Annotated in this window: 16 protein-coding genes; 14 read left to right on the top strand and 2 right to left on the bottom strand. The window is 72.0% G+C overall.

All coding sequences use genetic code 11. The annotated features are described in order from the left end of the window. From CP970_RS35175 to CP970_RS35130, 10 genes are read left to right on the top strand one after another with little or no spacing between them, the layout of a single operon-like run. Positions 1 to 906, top strand: a complete 906-nt coding sequence (locus tag CP970_RS35175; protein WP_055544509.1) for a VOC family protein — start codon at positions 1 to 3, stop codon at positions 904 to 906. Next, on the top strand, positions 903 to 1,700 hold the full coding sequence (locus CP970_RS35170; RefSeq protein WP_079043227.1) for an aspartate dehydrogenase domain-containing protein: 798 nt from the start codon (positions 903 to 905) through the stop codon (positions 1,698 to 1,700). Before CP970_RS35175 ends, CP970_RS35170 begins: the two co-directional genes overlap by 4 nt. Continuing rightward, positions 1,697 to 2,530, top strand: a complete 834-nt coding sequence (locus CP970_RS35165) for an alpha/beta fold hydrolase (RefSeq protein WP_055544510.1) — start codon at positions 1,697 to 1,699, stop codon at positions 2,528 to 2,530. Before CP970_RS35170 ends, CP970_RS35165 begins: the two co-directional genes overlap by 4 nt. Beyond that, entirely contained in the window at positions 2,521 to 3,042 is a 522-nt protein-coding gene (locus CP970_RS35160; protein WP_055544511.1) for a cupin domain-containing protein, read from the top strand. Before CP970_RS35165 ends, CP970_RS35160 begins: the two co-directional genes overlap by 10 nt. Next, complete coding sequence (locus CP970_RS35155) at positions 3,035 to 3,775, top strand: SDR family oxidoreductase (protein ID WP_055544512.1); 741 nt, start codon at positions 3,035 to 3,037, stop codon at positions 3,773 to 3,775. Before CP970_RS35160 ends, CP970_RS35155 begins: the two co-directional genes overlap by 8 nt. Before the next feature lie 19 nt (positions 3,776 to 3,794). Continuing rightward, complete coding sequence (locus CP970_RS35150) at positions 3,795 to 4,568, top strand: SDR family oxidoreductase (RefSeq protein WP_055544513.1); 774 nt, start codon at positions 3,795 to 3,797, stop codon at positions 4,566 to 4,568. 10 nt (positions 4,569 to 4,578) lie between these two features. After that, entirely contained in the window at positions 4,579 to 6,210 is a 1,632-nt protein-coding gene (locus CP970_RS35145) for a thiamine pyrophosphate-binding protein (protein WP_055544514.1), read from the top strand. 13 nt (positions 6,211 to 6,223) lie between these two features. Then, positions 6,224 to 7,162 carry a PDR/VanB family oxidoreductase gene (locus CP970_RS35140; protein ID WP_055544515.1) on the top strand — a complete coding sequence of 313 codons (939 nt, stop codon included), beginning with the start codon at positions 6,224 to 6,226 and terminating at the stop codon, positions 7,160 to 7,162. A 19-nt stretch (positions 7,163 to 7,181) separates the two neighbouring features. After that, on the top strand, positions 7,182 to 7,406 hold the full coding sequence (locus tag CP970_RS35135; protein WP_055544516.1) for a recombinase-like helix-turn-helix domain-containing protein: 225 nt from the start codon (positions 7,182 to 7,184) through the stop codon (positions 7,404 to 7,406). A gap of 1 nt (position 7,407) precedes the next feature. After that, positions 7,408 to 8,487: an aromatic ring-hydroxylating oxygenase subunit alpha gene (locus CP970_RS35130; protein ID WP_055544517.1), complete on the top strand. Its 1,080-nt coding sequence runs from the start codon at positions 7,408 to 7,410 to the stop codon at positions 8,485 to 8,487. Here the strand turns inward: CP970_RS35130 and CP970_RS35125 are convergent. Then, on the bottom strand, positions 8,439 to 9,008 hold the full coding sequence (locus CP970_RS35125; protein ID WP_055544518.1) for a MarR family winged helix-turn-helix transcriptional regulator: 570 nt from the start codon (positions 9,006 to 9,008) through the stop codon (positions 8,439 to 8,441). The genes CP970_RS35130 and CP970_RS35125 overlap by 49 nt on opposite strands. A 187-nt stretch (positions 9,009 to 9,195) precedes the next feature. On the opposite strand from CP970_RS35125, the gene CP970_RS35120 reads away from it, so the two are divergent. The 4 genes from CP970_RS35120 to CP970_RS45595 all read left to right on the top strand — a co-directional run bounded on the left by CP970_RS35120 (position 9,196) and on the right by CP970_RS45595 (position 13,846). Next, on the top strand, positions 9,196 to 9,867 hold the full coding sequence (locus CP970_RS35120; RefSeq protein WP_055544519.1) for a FadR/GntR family transcriptional regulator: 672 nt from the start codon (positions 9,196 to 9,198) through the stop codon (positions 9,865 to 9,867). A 140-nt stretch (positions 9,868 to 10,007) separates the two neighbouring features. After that, positions 10,008 to 11,114: a PAC2 family protein gene (locus CP970_RS35115; protein WP_079043228.1), complete on the top strand. Its 1,107-nt coding sequence runs from the start codon at positions 10,008 to 10,010 to the stop codon at positions 11,112 to 11,114. 308 nt (positions 11,115 to 11,422) lie between these two features. Next, positions 11,423 to 13,180, top strand: coding sequence for a S8 family peptidase (locus CP970_RS35110; protein ID WP_055544520.1), 1,758 nt, complete (start codon positions 11,423 to 11,425; stop codon positions 13,178 to 13,180). Positions 13,181 to 13,234: 54 nt separating this feature from the next. Continuing rightward, on the top strand, positions 13,235 to 13,846 hold the full coding sequence (locus CP970_RS45595; protein WP_079043229.1) for a hypothetical protein: 612 nt from the start codon (positions 13,235 to 13,237) through the stop codon (positions 13,844 to 13,846). 62 nt (positions 13,847 to 13,908) lie between these two features. On the opposite strand, the gene CP970_RS35100 is transcribed toward CP970_RS45595, so the two are convergent. Further along, positions 13,909 to 16,968: an NPCBM/NEW2 domain-containing protein gene (locus CP970_RS35100; RefSeq protein ID WP_055544522.1), complete on the bottom strand. Its 3,060-nt coding sequence runs from the start codon at positions 16,966 to 16,968 to the stop codon at positions 13,909 to 13,911. Positions 16,969 to 17,091: the final 123 nt, after the last annotated feature.

Below are 17,091 nucleotides of genomic sequence, written 5' to 3'. Positions count from 1 at the left end.
ATGTCCCATCCCCCGATAGCCCGGCTGCGCGCCCTGCGCTCCGTCGAGCTGCTCACCCCCTCCTTCGCCCAGGCCACCGACTTCTACGAGGACGCCTGGGGCCTTGAGGTCGTCGAGTCCGAGCACAGCGCGAGCTGGCTGCGCGGCACCGGCGAGGAGCACCACGCCCTCCAGCTCACCCGCTCGGAGCGGACGGGCCTCGGCCGTCTCACCTTCTCCGTCGCCACCCCGGCGGAGATCGACGAGGCCGCGCGGCGGCTCGAAGCGCGCGGCATCACCCCGGTGGCGGGTCCTGGCCCGCTCGACCAGGTCGGCGGCGGCTACGGCCTTCGCTTCACCGACCACGAGGGCCGCCTGATCGAACTCTCCGCGCAGACCTGGGCCGTCGCCCCGCGCGGCCGCGCCGCCGCCGTGCCCGTCGGCGTCACGCACGCCGTCCTGAACACCACCGACATCGACGCCTCTGTCGCCTTCTACACCGACGTCCTCGGCCTGCGGGTCTCCGACTGGTCCGAGCACCAGATGGCGTTCCTGCGCTGCAACGCCGACCACCACTGCGTCGCGTTCAACCAGGCCGAGTGGGTCTCCCTCAACCACGTGGCGTACGAGATGAGTTCGGTCGACCACTTCATGCGGGGCCTGGGCCGCCTGCGCCACCACGGGGTCGTCCCGCAGTGGGGTCCTGGACGGCACGGCCCCGGCAACAACACCTTCTCCTACTTCACCGATCCGACCGGTCTCGTGTGCGAGTACACCTCCGAGGTGGCGCAGGTCGTCGAGGACCGCTGGATCGCCAAGGTGTGGCGGCGGGTGCCCGAGCTGTCCGACCTGTGGGGCACGGCGGGCCCGCCGTCCGAGAAGATCCGCTGTCACATGGCCGGTTCGCCGGAAGGGGCACGGGCGTGAACGCCATCAGGAAGGTCGGACTCGTCGGCTGGGGCGCCATCGGCCGCGTCGTCGGCACCGCGCTCACCGAACACCGCGTCCCCGGCGCCGAGTTGGTGTGCGTGGTCGACAACCGCCCGCTCGGCGAGGCGGCGCCCGCGCCGCAGCTCTCCTTCGACGAGGCGCTGGAGCGCTGCGATCTGATCGTGGAGGCGGCGGGCCAGGGCGTCGTACGGGAGTGGGGCGAGCGCGTGCTCGCCGCCGGGACCGACCTGCTGATCGCCTCGACCGGCGCGCTCACCGACGAGGCGCTGGCCGAGCGCCTGCTCGCGGCCGGGCCGGGGCGGGTGTACTTCACCGGCGGCGCGGTCGGCGGGCTCGACCTCCTCCAGGCCGTACGCGCCCTGGGCCCCCTCGACGAGGTGCGGCTGACCACCACGAAGCTGCCCGCCACGCTCGAACAGCCGTGGATGGACGCGGAGTTGCTCGCCCGGATGCGGACGGCGACCGGACCGGTCGAGGTGCTTTCGGGGACCGCGCGCGACGTTCCGGTGAAGTTCCCCAAGTCGACGAACGTCGCGGCCTCGGTCGCCCTCGCCGTCGGCGACCTGGACACCGTGCGGGTCCAGGTCGTCGCCGATCCGGGCGCGCACCACACGCGGCACGTCGTCGAGGCGTCCGGCGCGCACGGCGCGTACCGCTTCGAGGTGGCCCATCTGCCGGATCCGGACAACCCCGCGACCAGCCAGGTCGTGCCGTACGCGGTGCTGCGCTCGCTCGCGGCGCTCGCCGGGCGGACGGGGCAGATCCTGTGAGCGTCCACCTGGAGAAGGCGGGAGCGAAGGGCCCGCTGCTGCTGTGCCTGCACGGCATCGGCTCCTCGTCGGCCGCGTTCGCGCCGCAGCTCGCCGAGCTCTCCGGATACGCGCGGGTCCTCGCCTGGGACGCGCCCGGATACGCCACGTCGCCTGATCCGGCTGGCCCGTTGGACCTGGACGGCTTCGCGGACGCGGCAGCCGACGTGATCCGCTCCCACGGCACGTCGGCGCACGTCCTCGGCGTCTCCTGGGGCGGCGTGATCGCGCTGCGGCTCGCCGCCCGCCACCCGGAGCTCGTCGACTCGCTGGTCGTCGCGGACTCCAGCGCGGGGTCGGGGACCGATCCGGCGAAGGCCGACGGCATGCGGCGGCGGGCCGCCGAGCTGGCCGAGCTCGGGCCGCGCGAGTTCGCCGAGCGGCGCGGCCCCCGGCTCCTCTCGCCGGACGCGCCGCCCGATCTCGTACGCAGGGTCGTCGACACCATGGCCGCCTCGGTGCGGCTGCCCGGCTACGCGTACGCCGCCGAGGCGATGGCCGCCGCCGATCTGCGCACGGAGCTGCCCGCGATCTCCGCGCCCTCCCTCGTCCTCTGCGGCGACCAGGACCGGGTCACCGGCGTCGAGGCCTCGCAGGTCCTCGCCGGGGCCCTGCACAAGACCGCCTACGTGATCGTCAAGGACGCCGGTCACCTGGCCAACCAGGAGCAGCCCGAGCGCTTCAACGCCTGGGTCCTCTCCCACCTCCGCATCACCGACCGCCTTCCCGAGACCGCCCACCTTCCTGAGACCGACCGCCTTCCCGAGCAGGAGTTCACGCCATGCCTCTGACCACCACCGCGTACGACAACGGCGACGACCTCGCCCAGTACACCGACTCCCTGATCGCCTCCAAGGCGTCCCGCGTCGCGGACTTCGACACGCTCTCCTTCCAGGAGAAGGCGGGCCCGCAGTACCGCCGGGGCCAGATCCGCTACGTGGGCTCCGGCGCCACCGGCAACCACGAGGGCGACAGCCGCATCCTGCCGTCCGGCGGCTTCACCTTCTCCAACATGCTCCTGCCGCCCGGCGCCGAGGGGCCCGCGCACACCCACCACGACGTGGAGGAGGCCTTCTTCGTCCTGGAGGGCGAGGTCCGCGTCGGGGTGCACCGGGGTGCCGACGAGGTCGAGTACCGCACGCTCGGCTACCGCGACATGATCGTCGTCCCGGCCGGGGTGACCCGCTCCCTGAAGAACGAGGGCGACACGGACGCCCTGTTCTGCGTCGTCATCGGCACCCGGAAGCCGCAGGTGCCGTCCTACCCCGAGTACTCGCCGATGCACGGCGTCACCCGTGACTGATCCGCGCACGGTGGTCGTCACCGGAGCGGGCCGTGGGCTTGGATTCGCCATGGCCCGCCGGGCGGCCGAGGACGGCTTCCGGGTCGTCGTCGCCGAGGTGGACCCCGAGCGCGGCGAGCGGGCCGCCGCCGATCTGCGCGCCGAGGGCCTGGCCGCCCGCTTCGTACGCTGCGACGTGGGCGATCCCGCCTCGGTCGACGAACTGGCCGCCTCCGTGGGGGACATGGGCCCGCTGTACGGCCTGGTCAACAACGCGGCGCTCGCCAACGGCGTCGGCGGCGAGGAGTTCCAGGACATCGACGTCGCGGCCTGGGACCGGCTGATGGCGGTCAACGCGCGCGGGCCGTGGCTGGTGACGAAGGCGCTGCACCCGCTGTTCGGTCCCACCGGCCGCATCGTCAACATCGCCTCCGACGCGGCCCTGTACGGATCCCCGCGGCTCGCCCACTACATCGCGTCCAAGGGCGCCGTCATCGCCCTGACCCGGGCGATGGCACGGGAACTCGGCGAGCGCGGCATCACCGTCAACGCGGTCGCGCCCGGCATCACGGAGGGCGAGGCCACCGCGTCCGTCCCGGCCGAACGGCACGAGCTGTACCGGCTCGGGCGCGCTATCTCGCGCCCGCAGCGGGCGGATGACCTCGTCGGCCTGGTCGCCTTCCTGCTCGGCGACGAGTCCCGCTATCTCACCGGACAGGTGATCGCCGTCAACGGCGGCTTCACCATGAACTGACCCACAGGAGCCATCAGTTATGGATCTGGGCCTCGCCGACCGGACCGTCCTGGTCACCGGCGGCAGCTCGGGCGTCGGCCTGGCCACGGTCCGCGCCCTGCTCGACGAGGGCGCGAACGTCGCCACCTGCGGGCGCGACGCCGGGCGTCTGAAGCGGATCGGCGACCACGAGCGCCTGTTCACGGATGTGTGCGACGTGCGCGACGCCGCCGCCGTAGGCGACTTCACGCGGCGCGCGGCCGAGGAGTTCGGCGGCATCGACGGACTCGTCAACAACGCGGGGCAGTCCCGCATGAAGGGCTTCGCCGAGTCGAGTGCCGAGGACTGGCGCGACGAGCTGGAGCTGAAGTTCGCGGGCGTCCTCCATCCCGTGCACGCGGGTCTGCCGTGGCTGCGCCGCTCGCCCGCCGCCTCCGTCGTGAACGTCAACGCGGTCCTCGCCAAGCAGCCGGAGACCCGGCTGATCACGACGAGCGCCGCCCGCGCGGGCATCCTCAACCTCTCCAAGTCCCTCTCGGCGGAGCTCGCCGCGGACGGCATCCGCGTCAACTCGGTCTGCCTCGGGCTCGTCGACACCGGCCAGTGGACGCGTCGGCACGCCGCGTCCGGTAGCGGGCTCGGCTACGACGAGTGGCAGGCCGGGCTCGCCGCCGACCGGGGCATCACGCTCGGGCGGCTCGGACGGGCCGACGAGGTGGCGTACGCGATCGTCGCCCTGCTCTCGCCGCGCGCCTCCTACATCACAGGAACCAGCATCGACGTCTGCGGCGGAGTCGGCCGCGGCATCCTCTGAGGAGCCCTTCATGCATTACGACACCGGAGGCGATCTCCTCGTCGCCGTCCTGCGCGAACTCGGCATCGACACGGTGTTCGGCATCGTCAGCGTGCACAACCTGCCACTGGTCGAGGCCGTCGACCGGGAGCTGCGCTTCGTGCCCGTGCGGCACGAGGCGAGCGCCGTGAACGCCGCCGACGCCTACGGCAGGGCCCGCGGCTCGATCGGCTGCGCGCTCACCTCGACCGGCACCGGCGCGGGCAACGCCGCGGGCTCGCTCGTCGAGGCGCTCAGCGCGGGCACGTCCGTGCTGCACGTCACGGGGCAGGTGGAGAGCGCCTACCTGGGCAGCGGGCGCGGCTTCATCCACGAGACCAAGGACCAGCTGGGCATGCTGAAGTCCGTGTCGGCGTACGCGGCCACCGTGCCCTCCGCCTCGGACGCGGGCCGGGTGCTGCGCGCGGCGGCCCGCGCGGCGCTCGCCGCGCCGGGCGGCCCCGCGAGCGTGGAGTGGCCGGTCGACCTCCAGTACGCGGCGCAGACCGATGCCGCCATCGACCTCCCCGAACCGATCTTCACACCGCCGCTCGGCACCGAACTCGCCGCCGCCGGGGAGCTGTTGGCGTCCGCGAGGCGCCCCCTGATCTGGGCGGGCGGCGGCGCCGTCCGCGCGGGCGCCCCGCTGTCCGAGCTGCTCGACGCCACCGGGGCCGGGCTGCTCACCTCCAACTCCGGGCGCGGCACGGTCCCCGAGGACGACCCGCGCGTCATCGGGAACTTCGCCACCACCCCGGCCGGGCGCGCCCTGCTCGCCGACGCCGACGTGCTCCTCACGGTCGGCACGCACTTCCGGTCCAACGAGACCGCCGATTACGGGCTCGAACTGCCCGCCGCCCACCTCCAGATCGACATCGACCCGGCGGCGCTCGGCCGCGTGTACCCGGCGACGCACTCCCTGTGCGGTGACGCCTCGGACGTCCTGGCGGCGCTCCTTCCGTACGCCCGGCGCGGTGCGGCCGAGTCCGGCTGGGACACCCGCATCACCGCCGTACGCGAAGAGGTACGGGCGAACCTGCGCGACGCCATCGGTCCGCAGGCCGCGATCTGCGACGCCATCCGGGCCGCACTGCCCCGCGACGCGGTGATCGCCCGCGACGTGACCATTCCGTCCAGCAGCTGGGGCAACCGGCTGCTCGAGATGTACGACCCGCGCGACAACGTCTTCCCGCGCGGCGGCGGCATCGGACAGGGCCTGGGCATGGGCATCGGCGCCGCGCTCGCCAGGCCCGGGGCGCCCGCCGTGGTGATGGCGGGCGACGGCGGCCTCGCGGTGCACCTCGGCGAGCTGCTCACCCTCGCCCAGGAACGGCCGCGACTGACCCTGATCCTCTTCAACGACGGCGGCTACGGCGTGCTCCGCAACATGCAGGACCGCTACAGCGAGCGCCGCTCCGGCGTCGACCTCGCCACACCCGACTTCGAACTCCTCGCCAGGTCCTGCGGGTTGGCGTACGCCAAGATCGCCGCCGAGGAGCACGCGGGGCCCGCGATCGGCCGGGCCGTCGCGTCCGAAGGGCCGACCCTCGTCGAGGTCGACCTGGCCGGGCTCGGGCCGATGAAGAGCCCTTTCACCCCGCCCGTGAAGATCCCCACCGCGTAGGGAGGCCGCAGCCATGACCTCTGAACCCCTTCTCGACCTGCGGGTGCGCCGCATGACCTGGGAGGCCGAGGGAGTCCTCTCCGTCGAGCTCGCCCACCCGGACGGCAAGCCGCTGCCCGCCTGGGCCCCCGGCGCGCACCTCGACGTCCACGTGGGCGGGCAGGTCCGCCAGTACAGCCTGTGCGGCGATCCGCGGGACCCGGCGACGTACCGCGTCGGCGTGCTCAACGAGCCTTCCTCGCGCGGTGGTTCGCGCTACGTCCACACGCGACTCCGCCCCGGCCAGCCGGTCACCGTGTCCGAACCGCGCAACCACTTCGCGCTGGAGGAGGCACCGGCCTATGTGTTCGTCGCGGGCGGCATCGGGATCACCCCCCTTCTCGCGATGGCCCGCGAGGCGGCGCGGCGCGGCATCCCCTGGCGTCTCGCGTACGGCGGACGCACCCGCGACTCGATGGCGTTCACCGAGGAACTCACCTCCCTGGGCGGCGCGTTGACGCTCGTACCGCAGGACGAGTGCGGGCACATCGATCTGGCCGCCGCACTCGAAGGGGCTCGCGACGACGCCCTCGTGTACTGCTGCGGGCCCGAGCCGCTGCTCGCCGCCGTGGAGGCCGTCTGCCCGGCCGAGCGGCTGCGCGTGGAGCGGTTCGCCGCGCCCGTCGTGGCGCGGACCGGGGACGACTCCGCGTTCGAGGTGGAGTGCCGCGCGTCGGGCCGCACCCTCACCGTCGGCGCCGACACCTCCATCCTCCAGGCCGCCGAGGCCGCGGGCCTGAGCGTCAACAGCTCCTGCCAGGAAGGCATCTGCGGCAGCTGCGAGACCCGGGTGCTCGACGGCACCCCCGACCACCGCGACTTCCTGCTCAGCGAGGCCGAGCACGCGGCAGGCGCCTCGATGATGATCTGCGTCTCGCGCTGCGCGTCAGGACGACTCGTCCTCGACCTGTAATTCCCCACCGGAGGCAACAGTGACCACCACCTGGCCGTACCTGGACGTCCACCAGTCCCGTACGCACGAGCCGACCCCCTACGAGTCCAAGCTCGCCGCCACCCTCGAAGAGGTCTTCACCAAGGACGGACACGAACTCACCGATGTCGTACGCGGCTTGAACGCCCGTCAGGTGCACGCGCCCGACGGCGCCCAGTGGACCGAGGAGTCCTTCCGTGCCGAGATGAACCGCCTGGGAGCCTGAGATGACCCTGTCCGTGAAAGACACCGCCGCGGCCGTGAAAGACACCGCCGACCACATCTACGCGACCGGCCTGCGCAACCAGTGGCACCCCGTCGTACCCTCCTCCTTCGTCGCGCCCGGCGCGATGCGCAAGGTCACCGCCCTCGGCGAGCAGTGGCTCCTGTTCCGCCGCTCCGACGGCACCCTCTCGATGCTCGCCGACCGCTGTCCGCACCGCGGCGCGCCCCTCTCCCTGGGCAAGCACCTGGGCGACCGGGTGGCCTGCTGGTACCACGGCGTGGAGGTCGAGACCGACGGCACCGTCTCCTCCGTGCCGGGTCTGCCCGGCTGCAACCTGGAGGGCAAGAAGCTGGTGACCTCGCTGCCGGTGCGCGAGATCGGCGGCGCGGTCCTCGCCTACTTCGGCGACGAGCGGCACCCCGAACCGGCCGAGCTGACCCTGCCCGAGCCGCTCACCGACCCCGAGGTGGACGCGATCCTCTGCTACGCGGAGTGGAACGGCCCCTGGCGGTTCGCGGTGGAGAACCTGCTCGACCCGATGCACGGCGCGTTCCTGCACCACGAGTCGCACACGATGTACGACGGCGACACCACCGCCAAGTTCCGCATCCGCGAGACGGACCGCGGCTACTTCTTCGAGAAGACCGACCAGCGGGGCGTCAACTTCGACTGGGTCGAGCTGTGCCGCACCGGCGTCGACTGGGTGGACCTGACCATCCCGTACCCGCCCTCGGCCGGGCCCGGCGGGCCCTTCGGGATCGTCGGCATGGTCTGCCCGGTCGACGAGAACCGCACCGGCGTCTTCTTCTGGCGCTACCGCCGCGTCCAGGGGTGGCAGCGCGACACCTGGCGCTTCCTCTACAAGACCCTCATCGAGGAGCGCCACTGGCAGGTACTCGAACAGGACCGGGTGATGCTGGAGGCGATGCCCGCCGACGCCGACCAGCGGGAGAACCTCTACCAGCACGACCTGGGCGTGGTGCGGCTGCGCCGGATGTACCGGGCGGAGGCCGAGGCCCAGGCGCGGGCCGCTCAGCCCGCGGTGTCCGCTCCCGGTCCCGTGCCCGCTTCCGCTTCCTGAGGCGCGTCTGAGTCCGTGATGGACCGCTCCAGCTTGGACATGAGCCGGGCCAGCTGGCGGCACTCGGCGGGCGAGAGTCCGCCGAGCATCCGGCGCTCGTTGTCGAGGTGCTCGGCGAACACCTCGTCGATCTTGGCGAGCCCGGTGTCCGTGAGCCGCGAGTAGACGACGCGGCGGTCCTCCGCGTCGCGCTCGCGCACGATCAGACCGTCCTTCTCCAGGCGGTCGATGCGCAGCGTCACCCCGGCCGACGAGACCAGGCCCGAGTCGGCGAGCTGGCCCGCCGTGAGCCGGTAGGGCGCCCCCGCCCTGCGCAGCGCGGTCAGCACGTCGAAACCGGCGACCGCGAGGCCGTGCCGCTCGATCGCGGAGGTGAGCCGGGTGTTGTACCGGATGAAGGTGCGGTGCAGGCGGGCCAGGACCTCCAGGGGCGCGGTGTCGAGGTCGGGCCGCTCCCGCGCCCAGTCCTCGATGATCGACGCCACCGCGTCCGGCTGGTGCGCCGCCTTCTTCTGGGCCATCTGTCGCCGCCCTCCCTGCCGTCTGCCGTCCGGTCCGGTGGTCCGCCGGGCCCGTGCGGAAATCTTAGCCCTCAAGGATCACGGGCAATCCCCCTACCCTGGTGCGCAACGGCTGCGCGACGGGCCATAATCGCCTGATACATCGGATGTCTATTCCGACACCTTTGACACGTGAGGCGAGGTCCCCATGGCTGTCACCGACGAGGCCATCGAGAAGATCAAGGGCATGATCGTCTCCGGCGCGCTGCGTCCCGGCGACCGGCTGCCCAAGGAGAGCGAACTCGCCGCCGACCTGGGCCTTTCGCGCAACTCCCTGCGTGAGGCGGTGCGCGCGCTCTCGCTGATCCGCATCCTCGACGTACGCCAGGGCGACGGCACCTACGTCACCAGTCTGGACCCGCAACTCCTCCTGGAGGCCCTGAGTTTCGTCGTCGACTTCCACCGCGACGACACGGTCCTGGAGTTCCTCGCGGTGCGCCGCATCCTGGAGCCCGCGGCGACGGCGATGGCCAGCGCGCACATCACCGAGGCCGAACTCGACACGCTGACACAGCAGTTGGACGCCCTGGGGGCGAGCCCTTCGGTGGAGGAGCTGGTCGCCTGCGACCTGGAGTTCCACCGGGGCATCGTGCAGTCCTCCGGGAACTCGGTGCTCTGCTCCCTGCTCGACGGCCTCTCGGGACCCACCACCCGGGCCCGCGTCTGGCGCGGGCTCACCCAGGAGGACGCCGTCAGCCGGACCCTCCACGAGCACCGCGCGATCCTCACCGCGCTGCGCGACCGCGACGCCGAAGCGGCCAGGGCATGGGCGACGGTGCACATCGCGAGCGTGGAACAGTGGCTGCGCTCCACCTTGTGAGCCCGTGGCTCCGCCATGAGTGACGCACGGATGACCTGGGCAGTGTTCCCGTCACTCCCCCACGCAAGGGGGCTGCGGAGGGCCCCTGCCGACGCCGTAAGGTTGGGGCGTACGCAAGGGAACGTCGGAAGGAGGCCTGGGTGATCGAGCTCGAGGGGGTTCCCGAGCTGGTCGACCCGGTCATGGTGGCCGCGTTCGAGGGCTGGAACGACGCCGGCGACGCCGCCTCCACCGCGGTCGCGCATCTCGACAAGGAGTGGAAGGGCGAGGTGTTCGCGGCGCTGGACGCCGAGGACTACTACGACTTCCAGGTCAACCGGCCCACCGTCTGGCTCGACGGCGGGGTGCGCAGGATCACGTGGCCCACGACCCGCCTTTCGGTGGTGCGCGTGGGCGGCGACAAGCCGCGTGACCTGGTCCTGGTCCGTGGCATCGAGCCGTCGATGCGCTGGCGCTCGTTCTGCAACGAGATCCTGGGCTTCGCGCACGAGCTGGGCGTCGAACTGGTCGTGATCATGGGTGCGCTGCTCGGCGACACCCCGCACACCCGGCCCGTGCCGGTCAGCGGCGTCACCTCCGACCCGGACCTGGCCCGCACGATGGACCTGGAGGAGACCAAGTACGAGGGCCCGACGGGCATCGTCGGCATCCTCCAGGAGGCCTGCACGCACGCGGGCGTACCGGCCGTCAGCCTCTGGGCCGCCGTCCCGCACTACGTCTCGCAGCCGCCCAACCCCAAGGCGACGCTGGCGCTCCTCAACCGCCTGGAAGACCTCATCGACCTGCGCATCCCGCTGGGCGAGCTGGCCGAGGACGCGCGCGCCTGGCAGCTGGGCGTGGACCAGCTGGCCGCCGAGGACAGCGAGGTCGCCGAGTACGTCCAGTCCCTCGAGGAGGCCCGGGACACCGCCGAGCTCCCCGAGGCGTCGGGCGAGGCCATCGCCCGCGAGTTCGAGCGCTATCTGCGCCGCCGCGACGGCGGCGGGCCGCCGGGCCCCGGCCAGACCGCGGGCCACGCCACGGACGGCGAAGGGGCGGCCTACCTGCGCGATGCGCCCAGCGACCGCACCCGGCCGCCGAAGCCGAAGCCTTCGCAGCGCCCGACGGAGCAGAGCGCCGGGGAGCCGGAGGCCACGGAGGGGCCGGGGAGCGCCGAGAACGCCGAGAGCGCTGAGAGTGACAACGGCAGCGGCGACAGCGGTGATGATTCGGGCGATTCCGGGACGTCCGAGTCCTCGGACGACTGACGCGGCCGAGCACGTAGTAGATCGCCACGCGAGGGGGGGGCGGCACCCACTAGGGTGCCGCCCCCCCCTCGCGTTGTGCCCGCCGCGCCGTCACCCCTCGCGCCACTGACACCTCGTACGTGTTTGGCGTGTTGAGGGCGTGACATCGCCTTCCAGCCGAATTGCCCGGGGTTCCCTCTTCAACTTCTCTTCAAACTCCGTTGCGCAAAAGAGGGGTGGACGAGTCGGCGTGCCAGTAGCAAGGTGTGCCCCGAAGGCGCGGCTGCGCAGAGCACGGCACCCGAAGGACCGAAGGGAGCGGTGGAGCGATGACCGAGCAGGCGAACCCGGCACGGGACCCCGGAGCCGGTGGGCCGGGCCCCGACGGAATGGGATTCACCTACCGAGGAGCCGAGCAGGAGCTGATCGTCGTCGCGAGGCCCGAGGCCCGGCTGCGCGCCGGGGAGGCCGAGGTCCGCTCGGCGTCAGGCTCCGACGTGTCGGCCCTGAACATGTTCCTCACCGACGAACAGCTCTCCCTGGAGCCGCTGTTCGGCAACGAGGAGCGGCTGCGGGCCGCCGCCCCCACCGGCGAGGCCGAGGAGGACATGCCCGATCTGGCGCTCTTCTACCGGGTGCGCGGCGGCGACGACCGGGCCCAGGAGCTGCGCTCGCGGATGGCGGCGCTGCCGGGCATCGACACGGCGTACGTCAAGCCGGGGGCCGTCCCCGCATCGATCGATCCCTCGCCGTCCCGGCCGCGGGACCTCGACGAGGCGACCCGGCGGCGCAAGGAGGGCATGCCCGTCACGCCCGACTTCACCAGCAGGCAGGGCTACTTGAACCCGGCGCCCGAGGGCATCGACGCCCGGTGGGCCTGGCAGCGGCTCGGCGGGTCCGGCGAGAGCGTCACGATCATCGACGTCGAGGGCGCCTGGCAGCTGCGCCACGAGGACCTGTCGGCCAAGCTCGCGGGCGTCGTCATCGGCACCCCCCTCCAGGACGTGGCCTGGCGCAACCACGGCACCGCGGTGATCGGCGTCATCGGCGGCGACCGCAACAGCCTCGGCATCACCGGCATCGCCCCCGAGGCCGTGACCGCGACCGCCTCCTTCCAGCCGCTCGGCACGGCGGCCACCATCCGCGCGGCGGCCGACCGGCTGCACCCCGGCGACATCATCCTGCTCGAACTGCACCGGCCCGGACCGAAGTTCGACTTCGAGCAGCGCGACGACCAGAAGGGCTACATCGCCATCGAGTGGTGGCCCGACGACTACGCCGCGGTGCGCTACGCCACCGCCAAGGGCGTCCTCGTCGTGGGCGCCGCGGGCAACGGCGCCGAGTCCCTGGACGACGCGGTGTACGAGCGCAGGCCGGACGGCTTCCCGTCCTGGTGGCGCAACCCCTTCAACTCCTCCAACCGCTCCTCCGGCGCGGTCCTGGTGGGCGCGGGCGCGCCGCCGCCCGGCACGCACGGCCGCGACCACGGGCCCGACCGCTCGCGCCTCGCGTTCTCCAACTACGGCGCCCGCGTGGACGCGCAGGGCTGGGGCCGCGAGACCACGTCGACCGGCGGCTTCTGGGACCGGCCGGGGGATCTGCAGGGCGGCGCCGAGGAGATCGCCTGGTACACGGACACGTTCTCCGGCACGTCGTCGGCGTCGCCGATCGTGGTCGGCGCGCTGGCCGCGCTGCAAGGCATGCTGAAGGCGTCGGGCCAGCAGCCGATGACACCCGACCGGGCACGCGCGCTGCTGCGCTCCACCGGATCGCCGCAGCAGGACGCCCCGGGCAGGCCCGCCTCGCAGCGGATCGGCAACCGCCCCGACCTGAAGGGGGCGGTCACGAACCTGCTGCCGTCGGCGGTGGGTTCGGGCCGCGCCGAGAGGTTCTGGGACGAGCTGCTCCCCTATCCGCCGGAACTCCCGCCGCGGCTGAGGCTGTTCGTGGCCGGGGAGTGGCGCAACCTCAACAACCCGTCCCCCGAGACGCGCCAAGCGGTACACGCCGCGTTCGCGGGGGGTCAGCCGGACGTACGCGTCTGGTACTCGGACGACGAGGTCGTCGGCCTGGTCGTCACGGGCTGAAGCACGACCAGCACTGCTGAAGGACCACAACCATTGAGGGAAGGTGGCACACGCATGAGCACCACCCCGCAGATGAGTCAGTCGAGCCGGCACCAAGGCCAGCAGTACGGGCAGCAGGGCCAGCAGTACGGCCAGCAGCAGTACGGGCAGCAGGGACCGAGCACGGCCCCGCCGCAGCAGGAGCAGTCCCAGCAGCAGCCGTTCGGCCAGCAGCAGTACGGTCAGCAGCCGTTCGGCCAGCAGGGGACGCTCGGCCAGCAGGGCTTCCAGAGCCCGCAGGGCATGCACAGCCAGCAGGGCATCCAGGGCCAGCAGGTCCCGCCGCAGCTGCGTCAGCAGCTTCAGCAGCTCGGTCAGCAGCAGCCCTTCCAACAACTGCTCCAGCAGTTCGGCCAGGAGCAGATCCCGCAGGCGCAGGCGCCCGACGTCTCCACCCAGGCGCTCGCGTCGAACGTGGCGACGGCGTTCTGGGACGTCGTCCAGCCCCTGCCCGGCCAGGCGTCGATCCTCTACCTGTACGTCGACGGCAACTGGCGCGCGTTCATCAACCCCAACCCGCAGACCCACGACGAGGTCCAAGAGGCCTTCGCCTACGGTCAGCAGGTGATCGGCTACTACGACACCAACAACCCGTCGTACCTGCTGGCCATCGTGGTCACCAAGTAGCGGGCTGAGAGACGGCGGCGCCGGGCGGAGATCCTTCCCGCCCGGCGCCGCTCACGCGTGCGCTAGGCGCAGTTGAACCTCGCGGCCGCCCAGTCCGCGTGGTCCCCGCTCTTGGAGCCGTTGGTGTCCTTCACCTTCAGCACCACGTGCCGGGCGCCGCTGACGTCCACGTCGACCGGCACGGTCGCCGACGCGCCCGTCACCTTCGGTGAGGTCCACAGCACCTTGCCGTCGGCCTCGACCGAGAAGGCCACCTCTCCGTAGCCGTTGATCTCGTCGTCGATGCCCGCGTCCGCGGTGAACTTCGAGCAGCGGCCGCCCGGATAGACCTCGATGACGGAGTCGGCGTGCGTGCCGATGCCCTTCTCGTAGGTCTTGCCCGCCAGGGTTAGCGGGTGCCCGTCGGCGGCGCCCGACTCGCCGTTGCTACGGTCGCGTTCGGCGGGACCGTAGCCGTTTGTGGACGTGAGCCAGACCATGTCGCTCGCCCAAGTGTCCTTGGCGGGCGCCTCGGGCAGCACGCCGACCGCGAACCGCCCGGTGGCGGTGCGCTCCTGGCCCGCCGAGCGGTAGCGGGCGGCCGCGGTGAGCGACCGCTCGCCGGTGTCCGCGTCCTCGGCGGGCGTGACGGCCACCTCCACCCGGCGCGTGGCGCCCGCGGGGACGCGGTCGATCTCGGCGGTGCCGACGGTCCAGCCCTTGGGGGCGTCGAGGGTGACGTCGACGCCGGTGGCGTCCTTGGTGCCCGCCGTGACCTCGACGGCGACCTTCCCCGCGGTGCCCGCGCCGAGCTCCTGCCCGGCGGCGGCACTCACCGCGGCCTGCGCCCCGGGCACGGCGCCGCCGACGGCGCTGGTGTCGTCGAGCGTCAACGCGAAGCCGCGGTCGGTGCGTTGGGCGGTGGTCTTCACCTTGACGACGCCGCCGCGGTCGTCCCTGTCGTAGAACCAGCCCTGCCCGGCCTTCTCGTACGCGTCCTTCGACGCGAGCTTCGGCAGCTTGCGCCCGTCGAGTTCCACGCGGCTCGGCGCGTCCCCGGTGTGCAGCGTGAACGCGTAGGGCCGCGCGCTCTGCTTCCCGGCGAACCGCCCCTCGCTCGCGCCGATCCGTACGTTCACGTCACCCGCGCCGGAGCGCGGCGCCCGCACTTCCGCCCGCTGCGTGGCGTACTTCCCCTCGCGGTGCTGACGGGTCACGCCGTCGTCCTCGTACAGCTCGAAGGAGGACTTCCCCTGCGGGTAGATGTCCCAGGCGAGCGGCGAGTCGGCCTTCCTGTCCTCGTAGGAACGGATGCCGCCCGGCCACATGGGCACGCTGGCACCGCCCTTGACGAAGAGCGGCAGGGTGTCCAGGGGCGCGCTGTAGCCGTCGATCGTGGTCGGCCCCTGGTAGGTACGCCCGCTCCAGTAGTCGGTCCACGTCCCCTTGGGGAGATAGATGCCGTCGCGGGTGGTGGAGTCCTTGTAGACGGGCGCGACGAGGAAGTCCTCGCCGGTCAGGAACTCGTACTTGGCGGCGTCGGTCGCGGCCTTGGGGTCATGGGGGTACTCCAAGGCCAGCGGCCGCACCGCGCCCACACCGGTCTTCGTCGCCTGGTGGGCGTACGAGTACAGGTAGGGCAGCAGCGACTCGTGCAGTTTCAGGTACTTGCGGTTGATGGAGGTGTAGGGCTCGCCCTGGCGGAAGGGCTGCTTGTCGCTGGCGGCCCAGCCGTCCATCGTCATCGTGACCGGCAGGAACATCTTCCACTGCAGATCGCGTACGTACGTCTTGGGGCTGCCGCCGAAGATGCCGTCGACGTCACCCGTCGTATAGGCGAGCCCGGACATGGTGGACCCGGCGTACGTCGGGATCTGCCAGCGGATGTACTCCCAGCTGCCGCTCTGGTCGCCCGACCACTGCACGCCGCAGCGCTGCGCGCCCGACCAGCTCTCGGGGGCCCAGGTGAAGCCACGGGCATCGCTGTTGTCCTCGATGCCCTGATAGGCGTCCTTGCAGCCGTCGAGCGCCTTCTTGTAGCCGTCGCCGACCCAGGCGACGTCGAGCTTGGCGACGCGCTGGCCCGCCTTGACCTGGTCGGCGATCTTGTCGATGCCGTCCTCGGTCCACAGGCCCATCTTCATCTTGCGCTCGGCCAGGCCCTTGGAGGTCTCGGCGAGGTTCTCGTAGCCGCAGCCGTAGCCGTCGTTGACCAGCATCCAGCCGTTGGGCATGTCGTTCTCTACGTAGCCGTCGGCGACCTTCAGGGAGTCCAGGGTGTGCCGCTCGCCGCGGTTGGCGTTGTGCAGGTAGCAGTCGGCGTCGCCGATCTCCATGCCGTATATCGGCGGCAGGAAGGGCTTCCCGGTGAGCTTCGTGTACTGCCCGATGACGTCCTTGGCCGCGTCGTCGCCGCGCCCCGCGAAGTAGTAGGCGTCGAAGCGCTGTTCCTTCGCGGTGGCGGTCACGGGCTCGGCGAAGTCATAGGTGTTGGGTGCGTAGGTGTTCCGGAAGACCCCGTACCCCGCCGAAGACAGGTAGAACGGCACCGAGTTGGGGTGCCCGCCGTCGTCCCAGTTGTAGTCGACGCCGACCTCGACCTTCTTGTCCCGGTGCGAGGTGTTGCCGCGGCCGTTCTGCATCCCGGCGCCGTAGAACTGCTCGTCGGCGCCGCGCGCCAGGCTCTGCGTGGTGGCGTCCTTCGTCCAGGACAGGCCCTTGGACTCGGCCCAGACGCGGCTGCCGTCGGCGCGGTACAGGGCGAAGCGCAGCGGCGACTTGTAGGCGCGCAGCGTCACCTTCGATGTGCTCAGCTCGTAGCGGTCGCCCTTGTCCGCCCACGTGGTGCGCGGCGCCTTGCCCTGCGGCAGGACGATGTCCTTGCCCGCCGGGTCAGTGAACGTCCCGTCGGGGGCGAGTTCGAGCCGGAAGGTCTCTTCGGCGACGAAGCTGACGCGGGCCTCGGCGCGGCCCGCGGTCAGCCGGTACACGGATCCGTCGTGGGCGAACCCGGTGACGTCACCGACGGTGGTCGAGGGCTCGTCGGCGGCTTGCGCGAAACCGCCGCCGGGACCCGCGAACACCGCGAGGAGGCCCAGCAGAGCGGCCGCGGCCGCCGATCTGAAGCGCGTGGGAGATCTCATGGCGGAGGTCTAGCGCGAGGACTGGCCCCGGGGCCATGGACTTTGCTGCCTTGCTCGTGGATTTCCGGAGCACCGGGCGGTCCTGCACACGAAAAGCCGGACGGGCGGAAGATTCCAGCCCGT

The organism is Streptomyces kanamyceticus (assembly GCF_008704495.1).
GTDB lineage: Bacteria > Actinomycetota > Actinomycetes > Streptomycetales > Streptomycetaceae > Streptomyces > Streptomyces kanamyceticus.
Note: the sequence above shows the minus strand (reverse complement) of the source record. Positions and strands in the feature narration are given on the sequence as shown.